Source organism: Pseudonocardia xinjiangensis, assembly GCF_050948425.1.
Classification (GTDB): domain Bacteria; phylum Actinomycetota; class Actinomycetes; order Mycobacteriales; family Pseudonocardiaceae; genus Pseudonocardia; species Pseudonocardia xinjiangensis.
This window is the reverse complement of the sequence record NZ_CP192009.1, coordinates 4587822-4612996: the sequence shown is the minus strand read 5'-3', so window position 1 is coordinate 4612996 and position 25175 is coordinate 4587822. Positions and strand designations below refer to the sequence as shown.

The window sequence follows — 25175 nt, the reverse complement described above, 5'->3', positions numbered from 1 at the left end:
AAAGTGTGAACGAGCGACAGCGGTGTGGCGCGCCCCTCGTCCCCCGACCGTCGGACGTCGAGTGGTCAGGGGACCGCAACGCTCGCGGACTCTCCGACCGGTCCGGTGGGGTGACCCGGTCGGAGATCCGGCGGCTATCCGCACCTCGTGATCGCGGCGTCGCGCCGCTGCAGCCCGGCGGGCTCGGTGGGGAGTGGTGACGCGGAGCGGCCCGGCCACGCCGGCCGACGCCGTCCGGCAGCGTGCTCCGGAGAGCGGCGGCTCGGAGCAGCGGCGTGGACGGTGAGACCCACCGGCGCCGGGAACTGGGTGAGTTCCTGAGGGCCCGGCGTCGGCAGCTCGTGCGCGCCGACGTGGGCCTGCCCGTGGTGAAGGGGCGGATCGCGCATGGCCTGCGCCGCGAGGAGATCTCCTACCTGTCCGGTGTGAGCGCCACCTGGTACACGTGGCTCGAACAGGGCCGCGAGATCCGGCCGTCCCGGCAGGTGCTGGACGCGCTGGCGCGGGCCCTGCGCCTGTCTGCCACCGAGCACAGCTACATCCTGTCGCTGGCCGGGTACTCCGCCCCGCGCCCGGCCCGGGCGAGCCCCGGGACGGCCCCCGCAGGCGTGCAGCAGCTGCTCCAGGCGCTCGCGGACTATCCGGCGTACGTCCTCGCCCCGGACTGGGCGCTCACCGGTTGGACCCCGGCCTACACGGCGCTCTACCGGGATCTGGGCGCCCTGCCGGCCGCCGACCGGAACCTGTTGTGGCTGGTGTTCACCGACCCGTACCTGCGTGAGCTGATGCCGGACTGGGAGTTCTCCAGCAGGCGGCTGCTCGCGCAGTTCCGGGCCGGGGCCGGTCTGCGGCTGGGCGAGGCGTCCTTCTCCGCGCTGGTGACGCGACTGCGCGAGGTGAGCGAACCGTTCCGGGTGGGCTGGGAGAGCCACGACATCGAAGGGTTCATCTCGCGGGAGCGGCTGTTCCGCCACCCCCTCGTCGGCGACCTGCATCTCGAACAGCACCGCCTGACGCCGTCCGACCATCCCGATCTGAACCTGGTGGTCTACACGCCGGTGGTGACCACGGAGGCTCCCGCCAGGCTGCGCAAGCTGCTGGAGATCGTCTCCGAGTCCGCCGCGGGAAGCCCGGACCGCGAGGAGTAGCGCCCCGGCAGCGACGACCACCGCGCGTCAGGACGCGAGCTCTCGAGAACTGCCGGCAGCAGGGCGCTGGGTGGGGTCCATCGGTTTCGCCATGCCCCGCTCGCCCGGCACCGGTTGGACCGCTCCGAGGTGCAGGCCGGCTCTTGACCACGCGGACGATCCAACTCACTATGGGTACCTAACTGTTAGGGACCCTTAGACAGGAGATCGGATGAGCCGAGGACCGAACGGTGAACGCAACGACGAGGACCTCGGCGTGCTTCTCGTCTCGGTGTCGGCTCGTCTCACCCGGCTCTACGGCCGGGTGCTCGGCCAGCTCGACACGCCGCTGACCTTCCGGCAGCACCGCATGCTCCGGAGGGTCTCGGAGGGGCACACCTCGATGGCGGCGCTGGCCGCCTTCGGGAACCTCACCGTCCCGACGGTGTCGGAGAGCGTCGAGGTGCTCGTCCGGCGCGGCTTGATGAAGCGGCAGGAGAACCCGCAGAACAGGCGGTCGCTGCTGCTGAGCCTCACGCCGGACGGGCTCGCCGCCAAGGAGGCGGCGGACACGGCGCTGGCCGCGGTGGGGGACCGGCTGCTCCATGCCGTTCCCGACGACCGCCACGAGCTCCTGCACGAGTCGCTGGCGGCGGTCTTCGACGCCGCCACGGACATCTTCCAGGAACCGATCGGGACCGGTGCGCAGGCGGCCCCGGCCGTCCGAGGGCCGGAGCTCTGACCTACCAGGCACCGCAATGACAGGCGCGAGAGGAGATCACAATGACGTGTTCGTGGCGGTGGCGCTGGCAGGTGGTACTGCTCGGTGTCGCGAGTCTCGCCCTGGCCGCCTGTGGCGGCGGCGGTGGTGACGCCGAGTCGGCGGAGGCGGCGAGCTGCGCTCCGCTGGGCACGAAGCAACCGCTGACGCTGGGGGTCAACCCGGGCGCGCAGGACCTCGTCACCTTCGTGATGCAGGAGCAGGGCTTCGCCGAGAAGCACAACCTCGACCTGACCGTGAACTCGTTCCAGAACCCGTCCGCCCTGCACGCCGCGATCGGTCAGCACACGGTCGACGTCGGGTTCGGCGGTCTCACCGCGATGGCGGTGGCCCGCCAGCAGGGGCGCGGCGCGATGATCTTCGACGTTCTGACCAGCCCGTCGAACGTCGTGGTCACGCGCAACGACTCCGACGTGCAGAACTTCTCCGACCTGCGCGGACGCAAGCTCGGGGCGTTCGGAGGCCGGTCCAGCGCCACGTTCGCGATCACGTCGATCGTGGCGAAGGAGAAATACGGGATCGACGACCTCGGCAAGGACGTCGACATCATCGAGGCCCCCGACGCCGCGATGCTCGGCCTGCTCGACGCCGGCAACATCGACGCCGCCCTGATCGGCACCACCGCAACGGTGCAGGCACTGCTCTCGGGCAAGTACCGCACGCTGAGCGACATCTCGCAGGACTACCAGGCCGCGTTCGGTGCGCTCCCCGGCCACGTCCTCGCGGCCACCACCGACGACTACGCCGAGTCGCACTGCGGCGTGCTGAACGCGTTCAGCGCGGCCCTCGACGACACGGTCGCGTTCATCCAGACCGATCCGGACGTCTGGAGCGACTACGCGAAGAAGATCGAGCTCACCGACCCGCGGGCCCCGGAGATGCTGCACGAGCGCGTGGCGTCGCGCTACATCGCCGACTGGAACCAGGAGCAGGCCGACGCCGAGGCGAAGCTCATCGAGCAGCTCATCCCGGTGCTCGGTGCGGATGACTTCGTGCCGGCTGTGCCCGCCGGGCTGTTCCGGACCGACCTGCGGACGGCGACCTCATGAGCACCGTGGAGAGCAACCGTGACGTCCCGCTCGCGGGCGGGCCGGGCACGGTCCCGGTCGTGCCGGTGGCGAGCGAGACCGACCTCGTCCCGACGCCACGCCGCTCGTGGCGCGGAGTCTGGCTGCGGGCACTCTCCCTGGTCTCGCTCGTGGCGGTCTGGTTCATCGCGTCCCTGTTCTTCGACGAGAGCGTGCTGCCCGGGCCGATCAGGGTGTTCGGCACGCTGGTGTCGAACCTGGGCGACTCCGAGACCTACTTCCATCTCTGGACCACCGTCTACCGGGTGGTCGCCGGCATGCTCATCGCCGTCGTGCTCGGGCTGGTCATCGGCCTGGTGATGGGCCTGTCGAAGTTCGGCGAGGAGTTCCTCGACTCCTGGGTGCTCGTCGCGTTCACCGTGCCGTCGGTCGTGTACGGCATCCTCGCGATCCTCTGGTTCGGGCTGAACGACGCCGCGGCGATCGTCGCGATCGGGGTCACGGCGGTCCCGGCGGTGGCGATCAACATGTGGCAGGGCGTGAAGGCCATCGACCTGTCACTGGTGCGCATGGGGCAGGCCTTCCACTTCTCGCGCTCGGCGATCCTGCGCAAGCTGGTGGTACCGCAGGTGATCCCCTACCTGCTCGCCGCTCTGCGCTACGCGCTCGGCCTGTCCTGGAAGATCGCCACCGTCGTCGAGCTGATCGGCCTGTCCAGCGGCGTCGGCTACCAGCTCAGCTACTGGTTCGGCCTGTTCAACATGACCCAGGTCCTCGCCTGGACGATCTTGTTCACGATCGTCCTGCTGCTCATCGAGTTCGTGATCCTCAAGCCGACGGAGTACTGGCTCACGCGCTGGCGCCCGTCGATGCAGAACTGACCAGGGAGCCACGGTGTCCGAGAAGGTGTCCCAGAGCGACGGCGACCAGCCCTACCTCGTGATCGACAACGTCCGCAAGCAGTTCCCGCGCCGCGGGGAGCCGCCCCTCACCGTCATCGACGGGCTGAACGTGGCGGTGGAGCACGGGTCGCTGCTGTCCATCCTCGGCCCGTCGGGCTGTGGGAAGTCCACGCTGCTCAACATGATCAACGGCCTCGACGACGTGACGTCCGGCCGGATCGTCATCAACAACCACGTGGTGAGCGCCCGATCGCGCTCGGCGGTCCGCATCGGCGTCGTGTTCCAGGAGCCGCGGCTGCTGCCGTGGCGCACGGTCCGCGACAACGTCCGCCTCCCGCTCGACGAGCTGAACGTGCCGCGGGACGAGGCCGACGAGCGGGTGCAGCGCTACCTCGATCTCGTCGGCCTCGGCGAGTTCGGCGACTACTTCCCGCTGCGCCTGTCCGGTGGCATGCAGCAGCGGGTGGCGCTCGCGCGGGGCCTGGCGATCGAACCCGACCTGCTGCTGGCCGACGAGCCGTTCTCCGCGCTCGACGAGATCACCGCCCGCAAGCTGCGCCGGGAGTTCACCGAGATCTGGCGCGCCACCGGGCGCACGGTCCTGTTCGTCACCCACAACATCCGGGAGGCGGTTTTCCTGTCCACGCGGATGCTGGTCGTCACCGCGCGTCCGTGCACCACGCACATGGACATCGCGATCGACGTCCCGTACCCGCGGGTGCCGGAGGACGACCGCCTCTTCGAGATCGAGAAGCAGGTCACCAAGGACTTCATCCAGATGGAGGAAGCGGCGGCCGGATGATGCTGAAAGGAAACGACGTGAACGGAGCAGACGACGCAGAGCAGGAGCTGCGCTATTCGAGAGTGCGCGCGGCGATGGCCGAGAACGGCCTTGACCTGCTGCTCGCGTACGGCCCGGGGTGGCGCCGGGAGAACATCCGCTACCTGACCGACGCCCGGGTCACCGGCAGCGCCGCACTGGTGCTGGTGCCGGCGACGGGGGAGCCGTCGGCGTTCTCCGTGCGCCCGGCCGACCTGGGCGTGATCGCGCAGCGCGGCTGGGTCACCGACGTGGTGCGCCTGGACTTCCCCGCGTCCACGGTGCTGGTCGAGCGCCTGCGCGACCTCGCCCCCTCCCGGATCGGGGTGGCCCACCTGGAGCTGTTGCCGCAGGCGATCGCCGACGCGATCGCCGCGGGAGCCCCCGGCGCGGAGGTCGTGTCGGCCACCGGCCTGCTCGACGACGCGCGGATGGTCAAGAGCGACTGGGAGCTCGCGCAGATGCGCCGCTCGGCCGCCGTCTGCGCGGCGGGCTGGCAGAAGTTCGTCGACGTGCTGGAGCCGGGCCTGCCCGAGTACCGCATCGTCGCGGAGGTCGAGGCGGAGCTGAAGCGCCTCGGGGCCGAGGACAACTTCATGCTGATCGCCTCGGGTGGCGACGAGGTGATGGGGATGACGCCGCCGGGCCCGCGCCTGCTCGAAGAGGGCGACATGGTGCGCACCGAGCTCACCCCGCAGATGAACGGCTACTGGCTGCAGATCTGCCGCTCGGCGGTGGTCGGCCGGGCGAGCGACGCCCAGCGCCGCTCGTTCGACCTGTTCAACGAGGCCGTCGAGGCCGGGCTGTCGGTCGTGCGGCCGGGGATCACCGCGCACGAGGTGGCGGTGGCGGAGAACGACGTCTTCCGCAAGTACGGCTACGGCGAGTACTGCACGGCCAGGTACACGCGCGTGCGGGGCCACGGGCACGGGCTGCACCTGGACGAGACGCCGATCATCGAGGGCAACCACACGGTGCTGCCGGAGCGCGCCGTGTTCATCGTCCACCCGAACACCTACACACCGATTGCCGGCTACCACGTGCTGGGCGACCCGGTGGTGGTCACCGCCACCGGCTACGAGGTGCTGATCGAGACGGAGCGGGTGCTCTTCGAGACCCCGCAGGGGGTGGCGGCATGAAACGTGGACTCGTCGTACTGGATTCGGCGGAGGTGCCGGAGCAGGAGCGTCCCGGGCGCGTGGCGCGGCTCCAGCAACGGCTGACCGACGAGGGGGTGACGCTCGGGCTCGTCTACGCCGACGTCCACCGCTCCGACGATCTCGGCTACCTCACCAACCTGTGCATCTACTGGAACGAGGGCATTCTCGCGGTGCCCGCCGACGGCGAGCCCGCGTTCCTGATGAAGCTGTCGCCGCGGGTGCACGGGTGGATGCGGCGCTCGTCGACGCTGACCGACCTGCGCAGCGGCAAGGGGTTCACCGCACTCGTGCAGGGCCTGGTGGAGAACCGGGAACAGGGCGTGATCGGGCTCGTCGACGCCGCGCTGTGGCCGGCCACCGCCGTCGAAGAGGTGCGGGCCGCCGCTCCCGGTTGGGAGGTGCGCCCGCTGGGCGGGCTCGTGCGTGAGCAGCGGCTCGTCCCGTCGACGGCGGAGCTCGACCTGCTCGGCCGCGCCGCCGCCGCGCTGCGGACCGCCCTGGACGCGGGGACCGCGCCCGACCTGCCGGACGGCGAGCGCATCGCGATCCTCGAGCAGGCCCTGCGCGGCGCCGGCTACACCGACCTGATGGTCGAGGTGGTGCACGGCCCGGACGGGGTGTCGGCCGTGGAGGTGACCGGGCAGTACCGGTTCGGCTGGCTGCGCGTCGCGCGCCTCGTCGCCCCGCATGCGGGACTGGCGCTGCCGTCGTGGGCGGCCGCGGTGCAGAACGCGCTGGCCGCCGCCCGCGGTGCCGTCGCGCCCGGGGTGCGGGCCGCCGCGCCCGCCGCAGCCGCAGAGAACGCGTTCACCACCGGCCTCCCCTCCGGCGCCGTCCTGCACGCCACGGTCGTGCACCAGGCCGACCTGTCCACCGGCGGCGACTACGCGAGCCCCGAGGAGGAGCTGGCGCCGGGTGCCGTGGTGGTGGCCGGGGTGGAGGTCCTCTTCCCCGACGGCGGCCGCGTGGCCGTCGCCGACACCGTCCGCGTGGGTGTGACCGGCGCGGAAGACCTCGATGCCGAGGAGCAGCACGCATGAGGATTCTGTCGAACGCCGACATCGAGCAGGTGCTCACGCCCGGGGAGTGCCTCTCCGCGCTGGAGTCCGCCTACGTCGAGCTGGCGCAGGGCAAGGGCGCGAACCGCCCGCGCAACCACACCTACTTCCCGGTGGAGGACCCGCGCCATCCCGGGTTCCGGTTCCGGTTCAAGTCGCAGGAGGGCGGCACGGTCGGCAGCGGCGTGTGGGCCCTGCGGATCACCTCCGACATCGCGGGCGTCGAGACGCTCGCCAACGGGGTGCAGCGCCGCCGCCTGATCCCGGCCGCGCCGGGCGGGCGCTACGTCGGGCTCGTGACGCTCTACAGCATGACCACGCTGGAGCCGCTGGCGATCCTGCACGACAGCGTGGTGCAGAAGATGCGGGTGGGGGCCACCTCGGCGCTCGGCATCCGCGAGCTGGCGAGCGAGGACGTCACCGTCGCGGGGATGTTCGGGTCCGGCTGGCAGGCCGAGTCGCACCTGGAGTGCCTGCTGATGGTGCGCCCGGAGATCGAGGAGGTGCGGGTCTACAGCCCCACCCCCGGCAACCGGGAGAAGTTCGCGGCCACCTGGAGCGAGCGCACCGGGCGGCGGATCGTGGCGGTGGACGAGCCGCGTGGCGCCGTCGAGGGCTGCCGGATCGTCACGTGCGCGACCGCGGCCATGGACCCCTGCTTCGAGGGGGCCTGGCTGGAGCCGGGCAGCCACGTCACGGCGATCACCTCGCCGGACGGCACCGCCACCCGCCGCGAGCTGGACGACGCCACGTTCGACCGCGCCGACCGCATCGTCGTGCTCTCCCGCGAGCAGGTGCACCACGACAAGCAGTACGACATCCTCGGCCCGGTCGACCGCGGCCGGATGAGCTGGGACGACATCCACGAGCTGGGCGACCTGCTGGCCGGCACCGCACCGGGTCGCACCCGGCCCGACGAGACCACGATCTTCGCCAACAACACCGGCATGGGCCTGCAGTTCGCCGCGGTCTGCGCCAGGGCGCTCGCGCTGGCCGAGGAGCGCGGCCTCGGCCACGAGGTGCCCACCGACTGGTTCCTCGAGGAGACGTCGCCGTGAGTGAGCTCGCGAACGAACCATCAGCACGGAGTGAGCATGCCAAGGGAGTCGTCGGCGGGACGGCGATCGTCTTCGGCGACGACGTCAACACCGACGTGATCATCCCGGGCCGCTACCTGGTCAGCATCGACCCGGCGGAGCTCGCCGAGCACGCCTTCGAGCCGCTCGGGCCGGAGCTGCAGCAGCGGCTGCGGGCGAGCGACGTGGTGGTGGCCGGGCGCAACTTCGGCTGCGGCAGCGCCCGCGAGCAGGCCTCGACGTGCCTCATCGGGGCCGGGATCAGCGCGGTCGTCGCGCGGTCGTTCTCGCGGGTGTTCTTCCGCAACGCGATCAACACCGGGCTGGTGGCCGTGGAGTGCCCCGACGCCGTGGACGCCGTCGAGGACGGTGCCGAGGTGCTGGTCGACTACGGCGCGGGCACGGTCACGGTGGGCGGGCAGAGCTTCGGCTTCGCCCCGTACCCGCCGGGCCTGCGCGTGATCCTCGAGGCGGGCGGGCTCATCCCGCACCTCATGCAGCAGGCGAAAGCAGGACAACGTGGGTAAGTCGTTCGCACAGAAGGCCCTGGAACGGGCGTCGGGGGAGAAGGACCTGGTTCCCGGCCAGATCGTCGACGCCTTCCCCGACCTGTACATGAGCCACACGGCCAGCTGGCGCTGCATCCGCACGCTGGAGCGGATGGGCGTCGACGAGCTGTACGACGTCGACCGGATCGCCATGGTGATGGACCACATCTCCCCGGCGGACAACGCGAAGACGGCGGGCTACCACGCGCTGTGCCGGGAGTTCGCCGACCGGATGGGCGTGCGCAAGTTCTTCGACGTCAACGCGGGCATCGCGCACGTCGTGCTGATGGAGCGCGGGCTGATCAAGCCGGGTGAGCTGATCATCGGCACCGACTCGCACTCCACGATCTACGGTGCGCTGGGCGCGCTCGGCACCGGCGTGGGCTTCAGCGAGATCACCGCCACCTGGGTCACCGGCAAGCTCTGGATGAAGGTGCCGGAGTCGATCAAGGTGGAGGTCGACGGGCCGCTCGCACGCGGCACGTACCCCAAGGACGTGATGCTGCGCCTGATCGGTGATGTCGGGGCCGACGGCGCCACGTACTGCTCGGTGGAGTTCCACGGCAGCTACGTCGAGCAGATGTCGGTGTCGGAGCGGATGACGCTGTGCAACCTCGCGATGGAGATGGGGGCGAAGAACGCCTTCGTCCCCCCGGACGACACCGCGCTCGCCTACCTCGACGAGGCAGGAGCCGACCGCGGCTCGTACGAGGTGCTGCTGCCCGACCCCGATGCGCAGTACCGGCAGGTCGAGCGGGTGGACGGCCGGTCGCTCGTGCCGCAGGTGGCGGTGCCGCACACCGTGGACAATGTGGTGGGGGTGGACGAGGTCGCGGGCACGAAGGTGGACCAGGTGTTCATCGGCTCGTGCGCCAACGCCAAGTACGACGACCTCGCGATCGCGGCGGAGGTGCTCGCCGGCAACACGGTGGCGCCCGGCGTGCGGCTGATCGTCACGCCGGCGTCGAGCATGATCATGGCGAAGGCCGCGTCCGACGGGATCGTCTCGACGTTGCTCCAGGCCGGTGCGCTCATCACGAACCCCGGCTGCGGGGCGTGCGCCGGCAGTGGCGGCGCGATGGCCGACGGGGAGGTCACCTTCTCCACGGCGAACCGCAACTTCCAGGGCCGGATGGGCAGCTACCAGAGCAGCATCTACCTGGGCAGCCCGGCCACCGCGGCGGCGTCGGCGATCCGTGGGGTCATCAGCAACCCGCAGGAGCTGCTGGCATGAACATGGTGGAGAAGATCCTCGCCCGGGCGAGCGGACGGCAGTCGGTCGAGCCGGGCGACGTGGTGGTGGCCGAGGTCGACCTGCTGATCATGCACGACCTGAGCGGCTGGCTCACCAGCCGCGTGTTCGACAAGCAGGTGGGCGGCCCCGTGCGCCATCCCGAGCGGGTGGCGATGGTGTTCGACCACCACTACTCCCCGCCCACCGAGGACGCCGCGGACATGCTCAAGGCGAACCGCGAGTGGGCGCGGCGCAACGGCATCCAGCTGTTCGACTGCGGCAACGGCAACATCCACCACACCGTGGTGCGCCGCGGGCTGGTCCGGCCGGGCGCGATCGTCGTCGGGTCGGACAGCCACACGCCGGTGCACGGCGCCCTCGGCGCGTTCGCCGCGGCGCTGGGCAACGACTCCCACGCCGGCACCGTGCTGCCCTACGGCAAGGCCTGGTTCCGGGTGCCCGAGACGGTGCGGGTGGAGCTCGTCGGCACCCCGCCGCCGGGCACCACCGCGCGGGACGTCGCGCTGTGGCTCGTCGGGCAGATCGGCGAGGGCGGGCTGATCTACGCGGCCGTCGAGTTCGCCGGCCCGTACGTCAAGGAGCTGCCGTTCTGGGACCGGTGGCTCTTCCCGCTGCTGTGTGTCGACCTCGGCGCCAAGTGCAGCTTCGTGGAGCCCGACGAGGTGACCGAGGAGTTCGTCCGCTCCCTCCCACCCGGGGCCGCCGACCGGCCGGCGCACAGCGACGGCGGCGAGGCCGCCCGCGTGCTGCGGTTCGACGTCGGCGGGGTGGCACCCCAGGTGGCGTGCCCGCCCACGGTCGGCAACCTCGCCGACGTCTCGGCGCTGGCCGGCACGCCGGTGCAGTACGCCGAGCTGGGCGGGCACGCGGGCGGGCGCCTGGAGGACTTCCGGGCCGCCGCGGCGGTGCTCCAGGGTCGCCGGGTGCACCCGGACGTCCGGTTCAACGTGGTGCCGTCGAGCCGGGAGGTCTTCACCGAGGCCGTCCGGGAAGGGCTGGTGCTCGCGCTGCACGAGGCGGGGGCCACGTGGTTCCCGCCGAGCACGGGCTCCAACCAGGCCTACAACATGGGGGCGATGGCCGCGGGCGAGTCGATGATCTCGACCCACGCCCGCAACTTCCCCGGCCGCAACGGCAGCGCCGAGGCGAACATGTACCTGGCAGCGGCCCGGACCGTGGCGGCATCGGCCGTCACCGGCACGATCACCGACGCAGGGGAGCTCGCATGACCACCGTCGAGGGGCCCGTGCTGCAGGCCCGCGGCCGGTGCTGGACGTTCGGGGACAACATCCCGACCGACCGGCTGGTGAAGACGAAGTACGTCGTCGAGCCGATGTCGGTGATCGTGGCGCACGTGCTCGAGGACCTGAACCCCCGCTTCCCGCTGGAGGTTCAGCCGGGCGACATCGTGGTGGCCGGCAAGCACTTCGGGCAGTCGTCCGGGCGGGCGATCGCGGTGAAGGCGCTCAAGGCCACCGGCATCGGCTGCGTCGTCGCCGACACGTTCGCGCGCACCTTCTACCGCAACGCGTTCGAGGTCGGGCTGCCGGTGCTCGAGCTGCCCGGCGTCTCGGAACTGGTCTCCGACGGCGACGTCCTCGCGGTCGACGTGGCCGCGGGCACGTTCCGCAACGAGGCGACCGGCCAGGAGCGCACCGTCGCGCCACCGGACGCGTTCCTGCTGGAGATGCTGCGGGCGGGTGGCCTCATCCCGCTGGCCAAGAAGCGCACCGACCTCTTCGACCCCGCCACCTGATCGCCGCGAGATCCGGCTGTTCGTCCCGTTCAGGGCCGGCAGCCGGGTCTCGCCCGTTTTGTCACCAGGATCGTTAACAATCTGGTTGCCAATGGATCATCGTGGTGCCTATGCTCCAGACGCCCCCGGTGACCGGCCTGCAGAGCCGCGCCCCCCTCCCGTGGAGCGTGAGGTCGCAGTGCGACGTCCCGTCGATCGGTGGCGGAAACTCGATGAGGAGTTGACGAGCCATGCGGTTGCGATCCCGTTCTTCCCGGACATTCGCGGCGATAGCCGTAGCACTTTCCGTCGCCCTGGTGGCGGCAGCATGCGGTGAGGTCAAGCAGGGTGCTCCCGGCACCACGATCCAGGCGGTCAACGCCTACGGCGGGAACTTCGCCACGGAGGGCACGCCCAAGAAGGGCGGCACGCTGCTGGTCGGCGAGGACCGCGAGATCATCGGCTTCGATCCCACGGTCCAGAACCAGAACCCGGCTGCCTCGGCGATCTACGACTCGCTGCTGAAGGCCAAGCCCGACGGCACGGTCGAGCCGTTCCTGGCCAAGTCGATGGACACCTCCGACAACGGCCGGACCTGGACGATGGGCCTGCGCTCGGGCGTGAAGTTCTCCGACGGCACGCCTTTCGACGCCCAGGCCGTGATCATCAACGTCCAGCGGCACATCGACAAGGCCAGCTCGCCCGCGCACCCGGCGGCGGCACTGATCGCCTCGATGACCGCGCCGGACCCGCTGACCGTGGTCTTCACGCTGAAGCAGCCGATGGGCGACTTCGCCCTCAACTTCGGGGGAGCGTTCTTCGGCGGCACGCTCGGGATGATCATCTCCCCGGCGGCGCTGCAGAAGTACGGCGACCAGATCGCGAGCCACCCGGTCGGCGCCGGTCCGTTCACCTTCGTCAGCTGGACGCGTGACTCCAAGCTGGTGCTGGCCCGCAACCCGGGCTACTGGCAGCCCGGCCTGCCCTACCTGGACGGCATCGAGTTCCGCCCGCTCCCCGACACGGAGACGCGCTACTCCTCGATCCAGAACGGGGACGTCGACATGATCTTCGGCGGGTACAACCAGGAGCTCGTGCGTGGCCTGGCCAACCCGAACCTCAACGTCTACTACGGGCCGGGCAGCGCGGGCGAGTACATGTACTTCAACCTGACCAAGGCGCCCTTCAACGACCGGAACATGCGCGAGGCGATCATCCGGGCGATCGATCTCCGGGCGCTGTCCGCCAGCCAGTACAACAACCAGATGATCCCGGCGAAGAGCCTGTTCATCGAGGACAGCCCCTTCCACACCCAAGCCGCCTCCGACGAGTGGCCGACGTTCGACCAGGCCAAGGCCAAGCAGCTCGTCGACGCCTACCGCGCCTCCGGCGGGAACCCGGACTTCACGTTCAAGACGACCACCGCGCGGCAGGCCTTCGCCGAGTTCATCCAGGCCCAGATGGCGGCGATCGGGATCAAGGTCGACGTCAAGACCTACGACCTCGCGCAGTTCTCCTCGTCGGTGCTGCAGGGCAACGACTTCCAGCTCACGAGCTGGGTCGGCCCCTTCGACTACCCGGACCCCGCCGTGGCGCGGATCCTGTCCACCAGCGGCACCGGCAACTACGGCAAGTACTCCAACCCGCAGGTCGACCAGTGGCTGACCGACGCGGCCGAGACCAGCGACCCGGCCCAGCGGACGAAGGACTACCAGCAGGTCGAGCTCCAGGTCGGCAAGGACCTGCCGCTCGCCTTCTTCACCCGCAGCTACCTGTCCACGATCACGAAGAAGGACGTGAAGGGCATCGACCGGTTCATCCTGCGGGACATGTGGTGGGCGACGACCTGGCTGGACCGGACGGCACCGTGAGGCGGGGTGTCACGGCGCTGAGAGAAGTCTGAGGTCGGTCGGCGACCGACGGTGGCGCCGGGTGGGTCGGGTCGGGTACCGAGAGGGCACGAGCCGACGCCGCCCGGCGCCGCGCCGATCGAAGGGACCCCGCCATGACGCAGGCGCGTCCGATGCCGATCCACATGCGGCGTGACGGTTTCGACCCGCCGGCGGAGCTCGCGCAGGTGCAGGCCACCGCGGGTCTCACCCGGGTCGAGACGTTGTTCGGGTTCTCGGCGTGGGTCGTCACCCGCTACGCCGACGTCCGCGAGGTGCTGGCCGACGCGGTGCGCTTCAGCAACGGCAGGCGCCCGCCCGGGTTCCCCGGGCTCGCCGGGGCCGACACCGAGGGATCGCTGCTGCTCAGCGACCCGCCCGAGCACACCCGGCTGCGGAAGCTCCTGAGCCCGGAGTTCACCGTGCGGCGGATCCGGCGGCTGGAGCCGAGGATCACCGAGATCGTCGAGGACCATCTGGCGGCGATGGAGGCGGCCGGGCCTCCCGCCGACCTGGTGGAGTCGTTCGCGCTGCCCGTGCCGTCGCTGGTGATCTGTGAGCTGCTCGGCGTCCCCTACGCCGACCGTGCGGAGTTCCAGGGGCGGGCGCGCCGGCAGCTCGACGTGTCGCTCGACCTGGAGGTGCGCGCGCAGGCCCGGGTGGAGTCGCGGGCGTTCATGGCCGAGCTGGTGGCGCGGGCGCGCGTCGAGCCGGGGGACGACCTGCTCGGCATGCTCGTGCGCGAGCACGGTGACGCGCTCACCCCCGGCGAGCTCACCGGCATCGCGAGCCTGCTCCTCATCGCCGGCCACGAGACCACCGCCAACACCATCGGCCTCGGTGTCCTCGCCCTCCTGCGCGACCCCGAGCAGCTCCGGCTGGTGCGCGACCGGCCCGAGGGCGTCGAGGCGGCGGTGGAGGAGCTGCTGCGCTTCCTCTCGGTGGTGCACAGCGGCGTGCCGCGGTTCGCGAACGAGGACGTCGAGCTCGCCGGTGAGCGGATCGCGGCGGGCGACCTGCTGGTGCTGTCGCTGCCGGTCGCCAACCGCGACCCCGCGCTCGGCCAGGACCTGGACCGCCTCGACGTCACCCGCGCCGTCACCCGCCACGTGGCGTTCGGGCACGGGGTCCACCACTGCCTGGGGGCGCCGCTGGCCCGCGCCGAGCTGCGGATCGCCCTCCCCGCGCTCCTGCAGCGCTTCCCGGCGCTCGCCCTCGCCGATCCCACCGCCGAGGTCGAGTTCCGCTCCTACAACGTCGTCTACGGGGTGAGGTCGCTGCCCGTCACCTGGTGAGGCTCACGCCCTCGTCACCACGACGACCGGGATGACCCGGTCGGTGGCGGCCTCGTGGTCGGCGAAGAAGGGATAGGCCTCCTTCAGCGTGGACCAGAGGCGTTCGCGCTCGTCACCCGTGGCGGGGACGGCCGTGGCCTCGTAGGTCTCGGCGCCGACCTCCACGGTGACGTGGGGATCGGCCTCGAGGTTGAGGTACCACTCGGGATGGCGCGGTGCCCCCATGTTGGACGCGATGAGGAGCAGCCGGTCGCCGTCGGGATGGAACATCATCGGCGTGGTGCGCCGCTGCCCGGTGCGCCGTCCCGTGGTGGTGACCAGGACGAGGCGCTCCCGCTGCATGCCGGGGATCTCGCCACCCGCCCGGAACTGCTCGATCGTCCGGCGGTTGATCTCCGCCATGTCGCTGATGTCCGGTCTGCTCATCCGTCCTCCATGTCACGATCCGCCCGATCAGGGACATGATGGCCTGTTCATCCGACATGCGAGGACGCGTCGCGTTAGCGTGACCCGCGGCGCGGCCGCGCCCGTGCTGACCGGGGGTGCTGCTGATGAACCTCGAGAAGGTGGTCTTCGGCTTCTTCGTGCTGCTGGCCGCCACCCTGAACTTCGGTTTCTTCATCGGCGACATCGCCAACCCCGCGCTGCACAACATCTACGAGCTGTTCGCGGCGGTCGTCGTCAGCCTGATCGCCACGGTCCTGAAGTTCGGTGACCGCACACAGATCGGCGCCGTGCACCTGGCCACGAGCCTGGTGGCCGACCTGCAGCTCATCGCCGCGGCGCTGGCCTGGACCTACGCGGCCCACATCTCGACCGACGGGCTCACCCCCTCCGCCATGGCCAGCGTCGTGTCGCTGTCGGGCGGCGCGCTGTTCGCGAACGTCGTGTCGGTGGTGCTGCTCGTCGTCGAGACCGTCTCGTACCACCGCCGGTAGGGGGTGCTCCGGTGGGCAACCCCCTGCTCTCGTTCTGGTGGCGCCTCTTCGGCCAGGACGAGCAGCGGACGGGCCGGTTGCGCAGGCGCATCCCGATGGCGTCGGCGGTTCAGGCCTCGGCCACGATCTTCCTGATCCTGCGCCGGATGCGCGTGCCGCTCATCATCCTGATCACGATCTTCGCGGTGAGCGTGCTCGGCCTGACCCTCGTGCCCGGCCGCACGGCCGAGGGACTGGCGTACCGGATGTCGTTCTTCGACGCCTTCTACTTCATGAGCTACACCGCATCGACGATCGGTTTCGGCGAGCTGCCCTACACGTTCACCGATGCCCAGCGGCTGTGGGTGACCGCCACGATCTACCTGACCGTCATCGGATGGGCGTACGCGATCGGCTCGCTGCTCGCGCTCGTGCAGGACCGCGCGTTCCGCCAGGCGCTGGCCCTGCAGCACTTCACGCGGAAGGTGGCGCGGCTGCGCGAGCCGTTCCTGCTGATCGTGGGGTACGGGCGCACCGGTGAGCTGCTCGGACGCTCGTTCGACGCGCTCGGCAGGCGGTTCGTCGTGATCGACTCCGAGAACGAACGCATCGACGGTCTCGACCTCGACCCGTACCACGCCGACGTGCCGGGTCTCGTGGCCGACGCCCGCGATCCGGGTCATCTCGGCGTGGCGGGGCTCGGCAACCCGCACTGCGAGGCGGTGCTGGCCCTCACCAACGACGACGAGGCGAACCTGGCCGTCACCATGACCGCGGCCCTGCTGCGGCCGGACCTGCCGGTCATCGCGCGCACGGTCTCCACCGTGATCGCCGAGCGGATGCATGCCTTCGGCACGCCGACGGTCGTCAACCCCTTCGACCGGTTCGGCGACCACCTGCGGATCGCGCTGCGCGCGCCCGCCACCTACCAGCTGATCACGTGGCTGGAGAGCGGGCCGGGGGCCGAGCTGCCGCCCCGGGCCAGGCCGCCGGCAGAGGGCCGCTGGGTGGTGTGCGGGTACGGCAGGCTGGGCCGCGAGATCGTCGAGGACCTGCAGGCGGAGGGCCTGGACGTGACCATCATCGATCCCGTCGCCGACCGGCCGGCGGCCGCGGAGGAGGAGGCCACCCTCGTCTCCGGCCACGGGTTCGAGCCCGCGGTGCTGGAAGGGGCAGGCGTGGCGGAGGCGGTCGGTTTCGTCGCGGGCACGGACAACGACACGAGCAACCTGTCGCTCATCGCCGCCGCCCGGCGGGTCAACCCGGCCCTGTTCGTGGCGGCGCGGCAGAACCGCCCGTCCAGCGGGCCGTTGTTCGCCGTGATGGATGTCGACTCGCTCCTCGTGCCGACCGAGGTGGTGGCCCACGAGGTGTTCGCGCAGCTCAGCACGCCGTTGCTGTGGCGCTTCCTGAAGGAGGTGCCGCATCGGGGCGACCCCTGGGCGGCCGAGCTCGTCGACCGGATGACCGAGCTGTGCAGCCGGCACCTGGAGTCGCTGTGGAAGATCCGGCTCACCCACGACGAGGCGCCCGCCCTCACCGCGTGGCTGGCGGGTGGCGATGCGCGGCTGGGTGATCTCCTGCGCGATCCCGACGTCCGCGAGGTGCGGCTGGACGTGGTGGTCCTGATGATCCTCCGGGACGACGAGTGCCTGGTGACGCCGGACGACGACACGGTGCTCGCCACGCGCGACGAGCTGCTGCTGGCCGGGCGGCCCGCGGCGCGCCGCGCGCTCGACACGACCCTGGTCGTCGACGGGGCGCTGCAGTACGTCGTGACCGGCCGGCATGTTCCGGCCAGCTGGATCTGGCGCCGCCTCTCCCGCGAACAGGGGTAAGCATGGACAGCATGCGCGACTACCCGCAGTCGATGACCCCGCCCGAGGGCGTCGAGCCCGTGCCTCGGAGGGTGCGCGCCGTGCTCGCCGGCCGGGTCGTGCTCGACACGGTGCACGCTCTCTACGTCTGGGAGTGGCCGTTCTACCCCCAGTACTACATCCCGCTGTCCGACGTGGACCCGGACGTGCTCGTCGACGAGCAGCACGTCCAGCGCGTGAGCCGCGGCGTCACGCGGCTGCACGGGCTCCGGGTCGGCGACACCGAGCGGCCGGGCTCGGCCCGGGTGTACACCGATGAGGCCGTGGAGGGGCTCGCCGGGACGGTGCGGTTCGACTGGGCCGCGATGGACTCCTGGTTCGAGGAGGACGAGCAGGTCTTCGTCCACCCCCGCAACCCCTACACCAGGGTGGACGCGCTGCGCTCCGCCCGCACCGTGCGGGTGGAGCTCGACGGTGTGGTGCTGGCCGAGTCGGCGGCGCCGGTGATGGTGTTCGAGACCGGCCTGCCCACCCGCTACTACCTCGACCGCACCGCCGTGCACTTCGAGCACCTGGAGCCGAGCGACACGGTCACCCCGTGCCCGTACAAGGGCCGGACCAGCGAGTACTGGTCGGTGCGCGTCGGCGACCAGCTGCACCCGGACCTGGCGTGGGCCTACGACTTCCCGACCGCGGCGCTGCTGCCCATCGCGGGCCTGGTGGCGTTCTACAACGAGAAGGTCGACGTCGTACTGGACGGTGAGCCGCAGCCCCGGCCGACGACGCACTTCTTCCGCTGACGGCACCGACGTCCCCTTGGACCACCGGCGCGCCCACCTGGTCCTGATACTGGCGCTCACCTTCTCGACCGGTGTCGTCGACGCCGTCGGTTACCTGGACCTCGACCGCGTGTTCACCGCCAACATGACGGGGAACGTCGTGATGCTCGGGATGGCCCTGCTGGGCAGCGAGGACCTGCCGGTCGCCCGGCTCGCGCTGGCGCCCGCCGGATACCTCGTGGGTGCCGCGTTGGCCGCGTGGGTGCTGCGCGCGGCACGTGGGGGCTGGTCGACGCGCACGTCCGCGCTCCTCGGGACCGTCGCAGGCGTCGTGCTGGTGCTGGCGCTGGTGCTGCCCCGGCTCGGGGCGCACCCCGCCGACCCCGTCGGGTCGGTCGTCACCTCGGTACTGGCCATGGCCATGGGCATGCAAGGAGCCACCGCCGGGTGCGTGGCGGTCGAGGACGTCACCTCGGTCGTGGTGGTCTCGACGATCACCGCACTGGCCGCGGACTTCCTGCCCGGCAGGAAGGCGCTCTGGCGTCCCCACCTCGTCGTGGTTGCGCTGATCCTGCTGGGGGCCGCCGCCGGTGCCGGCCTGCTGCAGTGGAACGTCGCACCCGCGCTGATGCTGTCGTCGGTGATCACCGGGGGCGTCGCGATCGCGGGTCACCGGGCGGCCCGGGAGACCTGATCGCGCCAGCCGTCCGCCGTTCGTCCGCACCGATGGTGGGCATTCGTCCCCCACGCACCATGTTTTCCGGCGTAGGTGGGTAGACCGTCGGCAGCACTCGCCACAGCCGAACGGGGAGCTCAGCCGATGACGTCCGGGAACGAGCTGCGTGACCTGGTCGGATCGACGGCGTACGACCGGGCAGGGGAGAGGATCGGGACGGTCGGTCAGGTCTACGTCGACGACGACACCGGCCGGCCCACCTGGGTCACCGTCCAGACCGGGCTCTTCGGGACCTGCGAGAGCTTCGTCCCGGTGGAGGACGCCGAGTTCGGCGACGAGCGGATCACCGTGGCCTACGACAAGGCGACGGTGAAGGACGCGCCCTACATCTGCGAGGACAGCCACCTGTCTCCGCAGGAGGAGGAGCTGCTCTACCGCCACTACGGCATCGAGTACGAACGCGTGGCCTCGGCGGCGGGCCCGACAGCCGATCCCGACCCCGACGGCATGGACGCCGACGAGGCCGACACCGCACTCGGCTGTGACACGGTCGGGGAGAGCCTGCGTGATCAGCCACTTCCCGGGTATGCCCTCGCCTGCGACGCCGACGCGCGGCGTCGGCAGTGGAAGGGGCACCCTGACATGTCACAGCGCAACACCGTGGTCCGAAGCCTGCACGACCTCGGGCTGGCCGCCTGGTTCGGTGGCTCACTGGCCGGTGCGGTCGCCATCAACGGGGCTGCCGCCGACGTCCCCGACGAGAAGCAGCGCCTCCGGGTGGCCAACGCCGGATGGGCGCGCTGGACCCCGGTCAACCTCGTCGCGATCATCCTCCATCTCGTGGGAGCGACCGGGCTCCTCCTGGGCAACAAGGGCCGGGTGGCCGCGCAGCAGGGCGTCGGCGCCTCCACGACCGCCAAGTCCGCCGTGACCGGTGCCGCGCTCGCGGTGACCGCCTACAGCCGGCTGCTGGGCAGGAAGCTCGAGCGGGCGGAGGGCACGCCGATCGAGGGCGGCACGGACCCCGCCACCGACACCCCGCCCGACATCGCGAGGACCCAGCAGCAGCTGGCGGTGTGCCAGTGGGTCGTCCCCGCGTTGACCGGCGCCCTCGTCGTGCTCAACGCCGTGCACGGCGAGCAGCAGCGCCCGAAGCAGGTGGCGTTCGGGATCCTCGCGAAGCTCGCCCGCGTGTTCCCCGTTCGAGAGTGATTGAGCGCTCATGCAGTAGTACCGAACCGTAACGACAGTAGGCGCGTACTAACCAACGAGGGGGAGTTCCACCCCGCACCACGCGGGGAGGCCCCATGGTGACGATGCGCCGCTCCGATGGACTCTCGTCGGTGCGACCACGCGGGCAGCTGGCCCGCCGTGCGGAGACGAGGTGAACGATGTTCGGTGAACGTGCAGGGACCCGGCTTTCCGAGCTGGACGGCCACGACCGGCGCCGTACCTGGGAGAACGTCTACGACGACGGATCGCGGGCCGAGCTGCTGCCCTACCGGAGCGAGCTTCTGCGGCTCGACGAGTGTGGGCCGGCATCAGGGCAGGATCCTCATGTGCTCTGAGAACGCACCCGACCGCCGGACGGGGGACGACACCCGGCGGCCGGGGGAGCACACCATCGATCTGCTGGTCTCGCACCAGCAGGCTCCTCCTCGGACACAGCACGGCCACGTTCCCGCACGGGGTGGGGACACGGCATGACCAGGGGAGGACGTTCGGATGAGCACGCGCAACGCGATTGAGGTGGCCATCGAGGGGGGCCGGCGGGCAACCGCCGCGCCGGCGGCACCGCTCGTGTGGAAGTTCGGTGGGACCTCCGTCGCAGACCACGACCGCCTGCGCGCGGTGGCCGAACGCATGGTCGCCGCACAGCGCTCCGGCCGCGGGGTCGTGGCGGTCCTATCGGCGATGGGGAAGTCCACCGACCAGCTCGTCGACCAGGCGTACGCGATGTCGTCGAGGCCGCCTCTGCGGGAGCTCGACGCCCTGCTGTCGGTCGGCGAGTCGATCTCCTGCGCGCTGGCGTCGATGGCGGTGGCCGAGCTCGGCTCCCACGCGGTGTCGCTGACGGGACCGCAGGCCGGGATCAGCACCGACGCCCGCCACGGCAACGCCCGGCTGGTCGGCATCGAGCCGCACCGCATCCGCGAAGCACTCGCCGACGGGGCGATCGTGCTGGTCACGGGCTTTCAGGGGATCGCGCCCGACGGAGACGTGACGACGCTGGGCCGAGGGGGCTCGGACGCATCGGCGGTCGCCGTCGCGGCGGCGCTCGGCGCCGGCGAGTGCGAGATCTTCACCGACGTCCCGGCCGTGTTCACCGCCGACCCCCGGGTGGTCCCCGACGCCCGCAGGCTGTCGTCGATCCGGCACGAGGAGATGCTCGAGATGGCCGAGGCAGGCGCCGCGGTGCTCCAGCCGCGGTCGGTGGAGCTGGCGCTGGCCCACGGCGTGGACATCCACCTGCGGTCGAGCTTCAGCACCGAGGAAGGCACCTGGATCCGGCGCGAGGCGGCCGGTTTCGAGGGAACGGCCGAGGTCGCCGGGATCGCGCACCGGCGGGAGGAGAGCCTCTTCGCCGTCGACGGGGCAGGTGCCGGGGTGGTCGCGGCGGCTCTCGCCGAGCGGGCCATCACGGTGGGCGCCATCGTGCCGACCACCTCCGGGGTCCAGTTCACCGCTCCGGGTGCCGACCCCGTCGAGGTCACCGCCGCGCTCGACGCCGTCGATCTGGCTGCGAAGGTCGACGAGGATCTCGGTTCGGTCTCGGTGGTGAGCCTCGGCATGGCCCGCAAGCCCGACATCCCCGTTCGCGCACTTGCCGCCCTCGAGGCGGGAGGCATCACCCCACGGCTGGTCACCACGACCCCCGGCCGGATCACGGTTGCTGTGTCGTCGTCGCGGGTCGACGACGCGGTGCGGCTGCTGCACCAGACCTTCATCCCCGCCGCCGGCAGCGCCACCGTCTCCGACCTGCACTCGCCGGCCGACGCAGCCTGACGGCGGTGCCCCCGGCGTCGGTCGCCACCGCCTCCCGCGACCGGGCGCACGCCCTGCGCCCGGTCCGGCGATGAGCCCGCCGGAAGTACGCGGGAGAAGCAGCCACCGGTAGGCCCGCCGACCGTGCGATTTATCGGACTCCCCGCACGGGGAGAACGGCGCCGGCGCCGAGCCCGGGAATATCGCGGCCGACGAATACGGAAATGTGTCGAACCCGTCACTGAGTGTCAATAGTGCGCGAGCCATGACCGGTCCCACCACGCCGAGCGTGTTCATGCTGCCTGATCGGTGGCCTCTGCTGAGTGGCCCAGGGGAATTCGTGCGGAGGGCGGTACCGGTTCCCGTCAATGCGCGGTATGGGATTCGCCGCGAATCCAGAGTGGTCGGGCGTCGGACTGTGAGTAGTATCAGGCATATCTGCCAATCTTCCCATGGCTCCTGTTCTGCGCAGTGGGGGCGACATGTCACGTGATCGCTTCTCGCACCCGCGGGGTGTGGCGGGCGGGCTTGCCGGGCGCGGCCAGGAGCTCCGGCTCATCCGGTCCGTCCTCGCGTCGGCGGCCGTCGAGGGCGCCGCGCTGCTGATCGTCGGCGAGCCGGGCGTGGGCAAGACGATGCTGCTCGACGTCGCGGAAGACGAGGCGTCGGCGGCGGGCAGCCTGGTGCTCCGTTCCGCCGGTGTGGAGTTCGAGGCCGACCTCGGGTTCTCCGGCCTGAACCAGACGGTGCTCCCGCTCCTGGGCGAGACCGACCGGCTGAGCGCGCCGCATCGCGAGGCGCTGTCGGTGGCGTTGGGCCTCGGGAGCGGACCGGCCCCGGACCGGTTGGTGGTGTCGGCCGCGACGCTCGCGCTCCTGTGCCGGGTCGCTGCTGACCGCCCGGTCCTCATCGTGATCGACGACGTGCACTGGCTCGACCGGACCAGCTCCGCGGTGCTCGGCTTCGTGGCACGGCGGCTGGCCGGACACCGCATCGGGTTCCTGGCGGCGTCCCGTCCGGGCACCGACAGCTTCTTCGAACGCTCGGGCCTCCCCGAGCTCGAGCTGCAGCCGCTGGACGACGACGCGGCGCTCGGGCTGGTCAGCGAACGGTTCCCGGCGCTGGACCGGGGCGTCCGGGGGCGCCTGCTGGCGGAGTCGCAGGGCAACCCGCTCGCGCTCCTGGAGCTGCCCGCGGCACTGAGCCACCCGCAACGCTCGGCCCTGCGCGCGCTGCCCGAGGTGCTGCCGCTGAGCCGGCGCCTCCAGTCGCTGTACGCGTCGCGGATCTCCGAGCTCCCCGAGCCGACCCGGCAGCTGCTGCTGCTCGCGACGTTGGACGGCACCGGCGACCTGCGTGTCGTGCAGGCGGCGGCCACCTCCGCGCGCGGAGTGCCCGGGGATCTCGCACCGGCGGAACGGGTGGGCCTGGTGCAGGTGGGCGGGAGCGGCGCCGCTCTCACCTTCCGCCATCCGCTCACCCGCTCCGCGGTCATGGAGCTCTCCACCACCGACGAGCGGCGCCGGGCTCACCTGGCGCTCGCCCAGGTGCTGGCGGGCCAGCCCGAACGGCGCGCGTGGCATCTGGGCGAGGCGACCGTCGAGCCCGACGAGGAGGTGGCCGGTCTGCTGGAGGAGGCCGCGCACCGGCTCTTCGGGCGAGGGGATCCGGGCGGCGCCGTCGCCAGGCTGACCCGTGCCGCCGACCTCAGCCCGCTGCGCTCCGAACGGAGCAGGCGGCTGGCCGAGGCCGCCTACCTCAGCGCGCTGACCGTCGGGGGAGTGGACGGCGCGTCGGAGCTGCTCACCAACGCACTCCCGGAGCACAGCGCGTCGCTGTACGCCGTGGCCACCGCAGCCGGGTACCTGCTGATGGACCGGGGCAGCGACATCGACACCGCCCACGGCCTGCTGGAAGCGGCCATCGCCTGCCACCCCGAGCGGACCGACGCCACCGACGAGGAGCTCATCGAAGCGATCTGGTCGCTGTCGTTCCTGTCGTGGCTGAGCGGGAGCCCGGAGAAGTGGCAACCCGTCCACGACGCCGTGGCCCGGCTCCGGCCGCGCGCCCCCACGGTCCTCGCCCTGTACGAGAAGACCGTCCCGGACCCGGTGCGCACGGCACTGCCCGTGCTCGACGAGATCGTCGCCGTCTGCGGTGACCTGGGCGGCGAGGTCGACCCCGTCAAGATCGTCCGCACGGGGCTCTCCGCCCTCTACGTGGACGGGCTGGCGGTCTGCCGGGAGAGCGCGTGGCGGGTGCTCGGCGACGGCCGGGACGGCGGAGCGGTCACCCAGGCGATCCTCGCCATCGTGCAGCTGTGCCACGACGACTTCGGCGCGGGCCGCTGGAGGGAGATGGCGGAGCTGGCCGACGAGGCCCTCGAGCTGTGTGACGCCCATCGGTTCCGCTACTTCCGCTGGCAGCTGCAGTACTTCATCGCGCTGGCCGCTGCCGTCCGCGGCGACCAGGACGCCAGCCGGGCCGCGTCCGACGAGATCGTCGGCTGGGCGACGCCGCGGGGGGCCGCGGGTGCCCTGGCGTTCGCCCACCACGCCCGCGCGCTGGCCGCGGTCGCGCGCAACGACTTCGAGGAGGCCTACCAGCAGGCGGCCGCGATCAGCGCGCCGGGAACGTTCGCCTCGCACGCGCCGAACGCTCTGTGGGTCATGCTGGACCTCGTCGAAGCCGCGGCGCGCACCGATCGACGGGCCGAGGCGACTGCGCACGTCACGGCGATGCGGGAAGCCCGCATCGGGGCGCTCTCACCGCGACTGGCACTGGTGACGGCCGGATCGGCGGCCGTCGCCGCCGACGACGACCGCGCCGCCGAGCTGTTCGAGCAGGCGCTCGCCCTCCCCGAGGCTGAGCGGTGGCCGTTCGAGCTGGCCCGGGTCCGGCTCGCCTACGGCGAGCACCTCCGGCGGTCCCGGGCCGCGGCGGCGTCGCGGGTCCAGCTCTCCGCGGCCCGGGAGGCGTTCGAGCGCCTGGGGGCCCGGCCGTGGGCCGTCCGAGCGGCCCACGAACTGCGGGCCACGGGCCACAACCGGACCCCCACCCCCGACTTCGGCATGCTCACGCCGCAGGAACGCGAGATCGCGGTGCTGGCCGCCTCCGGCCTGACCAACAAGGAGATCGGGCAGCGCCTGTACCTCTCGCACCGCACCGTGGGAGCGCACCTCTACCGGGTCTTTCCGAAGCTCGGCATCACCTCCCGCGCGGCGCTGCGGGATGCGCTCGCCTCGGTGGGCTCGTCGTCCGGCCCGGACGCGCGCTAGCCCCTCCGCGCCACTCACCTGGGGTGAACCCGACCTCGGTCCGGGGGAG

At 71.5% G+C, this 25175-nt stretch carries 23 protein-coding genes; 22 read left to right on the top strand and 1 reads right to left on the bottom strand.

Annotation, left to right across the window (positions count from 1 at the left end):
• Positions 1 to 275 precede the first annotated feature (275 nt).
• From ACQPZA_RS21740 to ACQPZA_RS21675, 14 genes are all read left to right on the top strand, one after another.
• A complete protein-coding gene (locus tag ACQPZA_RS21740; RefSeq protein WP_433273211.1) occupies positions 276 to 1148 on the top strand; it encodes a helix-turn-helix transcriptional regulator in 873 nt (290 codons plus the stop codon).
• A 211-nt stretch (positions 1149 to 1359) separates the two neighbouring features.
• Positions 1360 to 1869, top strand: coding sequence for a MarR family winged helix-turn-helix transcriptional regulator (locus ACQPZA_RS21735; RefSeq protein ID WP_433273209.1), 510 nt, complete (start codon positions 1360 to 1362; stop codon positions 1867 to 1869).
• 41 nt (positions 1870 to 1910) lie between these two features.
• A complete protein-coding gene (locus ACQPZA_RS21730; protein WP_433273207.1) occupies positions 1911 to 2957 on the top strand; it encodes an ABC transporter substrate-binding protein in 1047 nt (348 codons plus the stop codon).
• The gene (locus ACQPZA_RS21725) at positions 2954 to 3817 is read left to right on the top strand and encodes an ABC transporter permease (protein ID WP_169394134.1); all 864 of its coding nucleotides are present in this window, start codon (positions 2954 to 2956) and stop codon (positions 3815 to 3817) included. Before ACQPZA_RS21730 ends, ACQPZA_RS21725 begins: the two co-directional genes overlap by 4 nt.
• Before the next feature lie 13 nt (positions 3818 to 3830).
• Complete coding sequence (locus tag ACQPZA_RS21720) at positions 3831 to 4640, top strand: ABC transporter ATP-binding protein (protein WP_433273205.1); 810 nt, start codon at positions 3831 to 3833, stop codon at positions 4638 to 4640.
• A 17-nt stretch (positions 4641 to 4657) separates the two neighbouring features.
• Positions 4658 to 5797, top strand: coding sequence for a M24 family metallopeptidase (locus tag ACQPZA_RS21715; RefSeq protein WP_433273203.1), 1140 nt, complete (start codon positions 4658 to 4660; stop codon positions 5795 to 5797).
• Entirely contained in the window at positions 5794 to 6858 is a 1065-nt protein-coding gene (locus ACQPZA_RS21710) for an aminopeptidase P family N-terminal domain-containing protein (RefSeq protein WP_433273201.1), read from the top strand. The genes ACQPZA_RS21715 and ACQPZA_RS21710 overlap by 4 nt, the downstream gene beginning before the upstream one ends.
• Complete coding sequence (locus ACQPZA_RS21705) at positions 6855 to 7934, top strand: ornithine cyclodeaminase family protein (RefSeq protein ID WP_169394138.1); 1080 nt, start codon at positions 6855 to 6857, stop codon at positions 7932 to 7934. The genes ACQPZA_RS21710 and ACQPZA_RS21705 overlap by 4 nt, the downstream gene beginning before the upstream one ends.
• Positions 7931 to 8479 carry a 3-isopropylmalate dehydratase gene (locus ACQPZA_RS21700; RefSeq protein ID WP_433273198.1) on the top strand — a complete coding sequence of 183 codons (549 nt, stop codon included), beginning with the start codon at positions 7931 to 7933 and terminating at the stop codon, positions 8477 to 8479. Before ACQPZA_RS21705 ends, ACQPZA_RS21700 begins: the two co-directional genes overlap by 4 nt.
• The gene (locus ACQPZA_RS21695; protein WP_169394139.1) at positions 8472 to 9734 is read left to right on the top strand and encodes an aconitase/3-isopropylmalate dehydratase large subunit family protein; all 1263 of its coding nucleotides are present in this window, start codon (positions 8472 to 8474) and stop codon (positions 9732 to 9734) included. Before ACQPZA_RS21700 ends, ACQPZA_RS21695 begins: the two co-directional genes overlap by 8 nt.
• Positions 9731 to 10984, top strand: a complete 1254-nt coding sequence (locus ACQPZA_RS21690) for a 3-isopropylmalate dehydratase large subunit (protein ID WP_433273196.1) — start codon at positions 9731 to 9733, stop codon at positions 10982 to 10984. The genes ACQPZA_RS21695 and ACQPZA_RS21690 overlap by 4 nt, the downstream gene beginning before the upstream one ends.
• Positions 10981 to 11511, top strand: a complete 531-nt coding sequence (locus ACQPZA_RS21685; RefSeq protein WP_169394141.1) for a 3-isopropylmalate dehydratase small subunit — start codon at positions 10981 to 10983, stop codon at positions 11509 to 11511. The genes ACQPZA_RS21690 and ACQPZA_RS21685 overlap by 4 nt, the downstream gene beginning before the upstream one ends.
• Before the next feature lie 296 nt (positions 11512 to 11807).
• On the top strand, positions 11808 to 13361 hold the full coding sequence (locus ACQPZA_RS21680) for an ABC transporter substrate-binding protein (protein WP_433273193.1): 1554 nt from the start codon (positions 11808 to 11810) through the stop codon (positions 13359 to 13361).
• Positions 13362 to 13495: 134 nt separating this feature from the next.
• A complete protein-coding gene (locus tag ACQPZA_RS21675; RefSeq protein ID WP_433273191.1) occupies positions 13496 to 14674 on the top strand; it encodes a cytochrome P450 in 1179 nt (392 codons plus the stop codon).
• Between the two features lie 3 nt (positions 14675 to 14677).
• Here ACQPZA_RS21675 and ACQPZA_RS21670 read toward each other — a convergent pair whose 3' ends face one another.
• A complete protein-coding gene (locus ACQPZA_RS21670; RefSeq protein ID WP_433273189.1) occupies positions 14678 to 15100 on the bottom strand; it encodes a nitroreductase family deazaflavin-dependent oxidoreductase in 423 nt (140 codons plus the stop codon).
• 125 nt (positions 15101 to 15225) lie between these two features.
• Between ACQPZA_RS21670 and ACQPZA_RS21665 the strand changes: the two genes are divergently transcribed.
• The 8 genes from ACQPZA_RS21665 to ACQPZA_RS21630 all read left to right on the top strand — a co-directional run bounded on the left by ACQPZA_RS21665 (position 15226) and on the right by ACQPZA_RS21630 (position 25126).
• Positions 15226 to 15612 carry a DUF6394 family protein gene (locus ACQPZA_RS21665; RefSeq protein WP_433273187.1) on the top strand — a complete coding sequence of 129 codons (387 nt, stop codon included), beginning with the start codon at positions 15226 to 15228 and terminating at the stop codon, positions 15610 to 15612.
• An 11-nt stretch (positions 15613 to 15623) separates the two neighbouring features.
• A complete protein-coding gene (locus ACQPZA_RS21660) occupies positions 15624 to 17429 on the top strand; it encodes a potassium channel family protein (protein ID WP_433273185.1) in 1806 nt (601 codons plus the stop codon).
• Positions 17430 to 17431: 2 nt separating this feature from the next.
• Positions 17432 to 18208 (top strand): DUF427 domain-containing protein, encoded by a 777-nt coding sequence (locus tag ACQPZA_RS21655; RefSeq protein WP_433273183.1) that lies wholly within the window; start codon positions 17432 to 17434, stop codon positions 18206 to 18208.
• Positions 18209 to 18224: 16 nt separating this feature from the next.
• A complete protein-coding gene (locus tag ACQPZA_RS21650; RefSeq protein ID WP_433273181.1) occupies positions 18225 to 18881 on the top strand; it encodes a YoaK family protein in 657 nt (218 codons plus the stop codon).
• Between the two features lie 126 nt (positions 18882 to 19007).
• On the top strand, positions 19008 to 20075 hold the full coding sequence (locus ACQPZA_RS21645; protein WP_433273179.1) for a PRC-barrel domain-containing protein: 1068 nt from the start codon (positions 19008 to 19010) through the stop codon (positions 20073 to 20075).
• Positions 20076 to 20254: 179 nt separating this feature from the next.
• A complete protein-coding gene (locus ACQPZA_RS21640; RefSeq protein WP_433273178.1) occupies positions 20255 to 20431 on the top strand; it encodes a hypothetical protein in 177 nt (58 codons plus the stop codon).
• A 157-nt stretch (positions 20432 to 20588) separates the two neighbouring features.
• Positions 20589 to 21869, top strand: a complete 1281-nt coding sequence (locus ACQPZA_RS21635) for an aspartate kinase (RefSeq protein ID WP_433273176.1) — start codon at positions 20589 to 20591, stop codon at positions 21867 to 21869.
• Positions 21870 to 22330: 461 nt separating this feature from the next.
• Positions 22331 to 25126, top strand: coding sequence for a helix-turn-helix transcriptional regulator (locus ACQPZA_RS21630; RefSeq protein WP_433273174.1), 2796 nt, complete (start codon positions 22331 to 22333; stop codon positions 25124 to 25126).
• Positions 25127 to 25175: the final 49 nt, after the last annotated feature.

Bases quoted from the DNA above. Each gene is read 5' to 3' on its own strand.
- ACQPZA_RS21735 (WP_433273209.1), top strand. From the start codon at position 1,360: ATGAGCCGAGGACCGAACGGTGAACGCAACGACGAGGACCTCGGCGTG.
- ACQPZA_RS21730 (WP_433273207.1), top strand. From the start codon at position 1,911: ATGACGTGTTCGTGGCGGTGGCGCTGGCAGGTGGTACTGCTCGGTGTC.
- ACQPZA_RS21725 (WP_169394134.1), top strand. From the start codon at position 2,954: ATGAGCACCGTGGAGAGCAACCGTGACGTCCCGCTCGCGGGCGGGCCG.
- ACQPZA_RS21710 (WP_433273201.1), top strand. From the start codon at position 5,794: ATGAAACGTGGACTCGTCGTACTGGATTCGGCGGAGGTGCCGGAGCAG.
- ACQPZA_RS21705 (WP_169394138.1), top strand. From the start codon at position 6,855: ATGAGGATTCTGTCGAACGCCGACATCGAGCAGGTGCTCACGCCCGGG.
- ACQPZA_RS21690 (WP_433273196.1), top strand. From the start codon at position 9,731: ATGAACATGGTGGAGAAGATCCTCGCCCGGGCGAGCGGACGGCAGTCG.
- ACQPZA_RS21685 (WP_169394141.1), top strand. From the start codon at position 10,981: ATGACCACCGTCGAGGGGCCCGTGCTGCAGGCCCGCGGCCGGTGCTGG.
- ACQPZA_RS21675 (WP_433273191.1), top strand. From the start codon at position 13,496: ATGACGCAGGCGCGTCCGATGCCGATCCACATGCGGCGTGACGGTTTC.
- ACQPZA_RS21670 (WP_433273189.1), bottom strand. From the start codon at position 15,100: ATGAGCAGACCGGACATCAGCGACATGGCGGAGATCAACCGCCGGACG.
- ACQPZA_RS21665 (WP_433273187.1), top strand. From the start codon at position 15,226: ATGAACCTCGAGAAGGTGGTCTTCGGCTTCTTCGTGCTGCTGGCCGCC.
- ACQPZA_RS21655 (WP_433273183.1), top strand. From the start codon at position 17,432: ATGGACAGCATGCGCGACTACCCGCAGTCGATGACCCCGCCCGAGGGC.
- ACQPZA_RS21645 (WP_433273179.1), top strand. From the start codon at position 19,008: ATGACGTCCGGGAACGAGCTGCGTGACCTGGTCGGATCGACGGCGTAC.
- ACQPZA_RS21640 (WP_433273178.1), top strand. From the start codon at position 20,255: ATGTTCGGTGAACGTGCAGGGACCCGGCTTTCCGAGCTGGACGGCCAC.
- ACQPZA_RS21635 (WP_433273176.1), top strand. From the start codon at position 20,589: ATGAGCACGCGCAACGCGATTGAGGTGGCCATCGAGGGGGGCCGGCGG.
- ACQPZA_RS21630 (WP_433273174.1), top strand. From the start codon at position 22,331: ATGTCACGTGATCGCTTCTCGCACCCGCGGGGTGTGGCGGGCGGGCTT.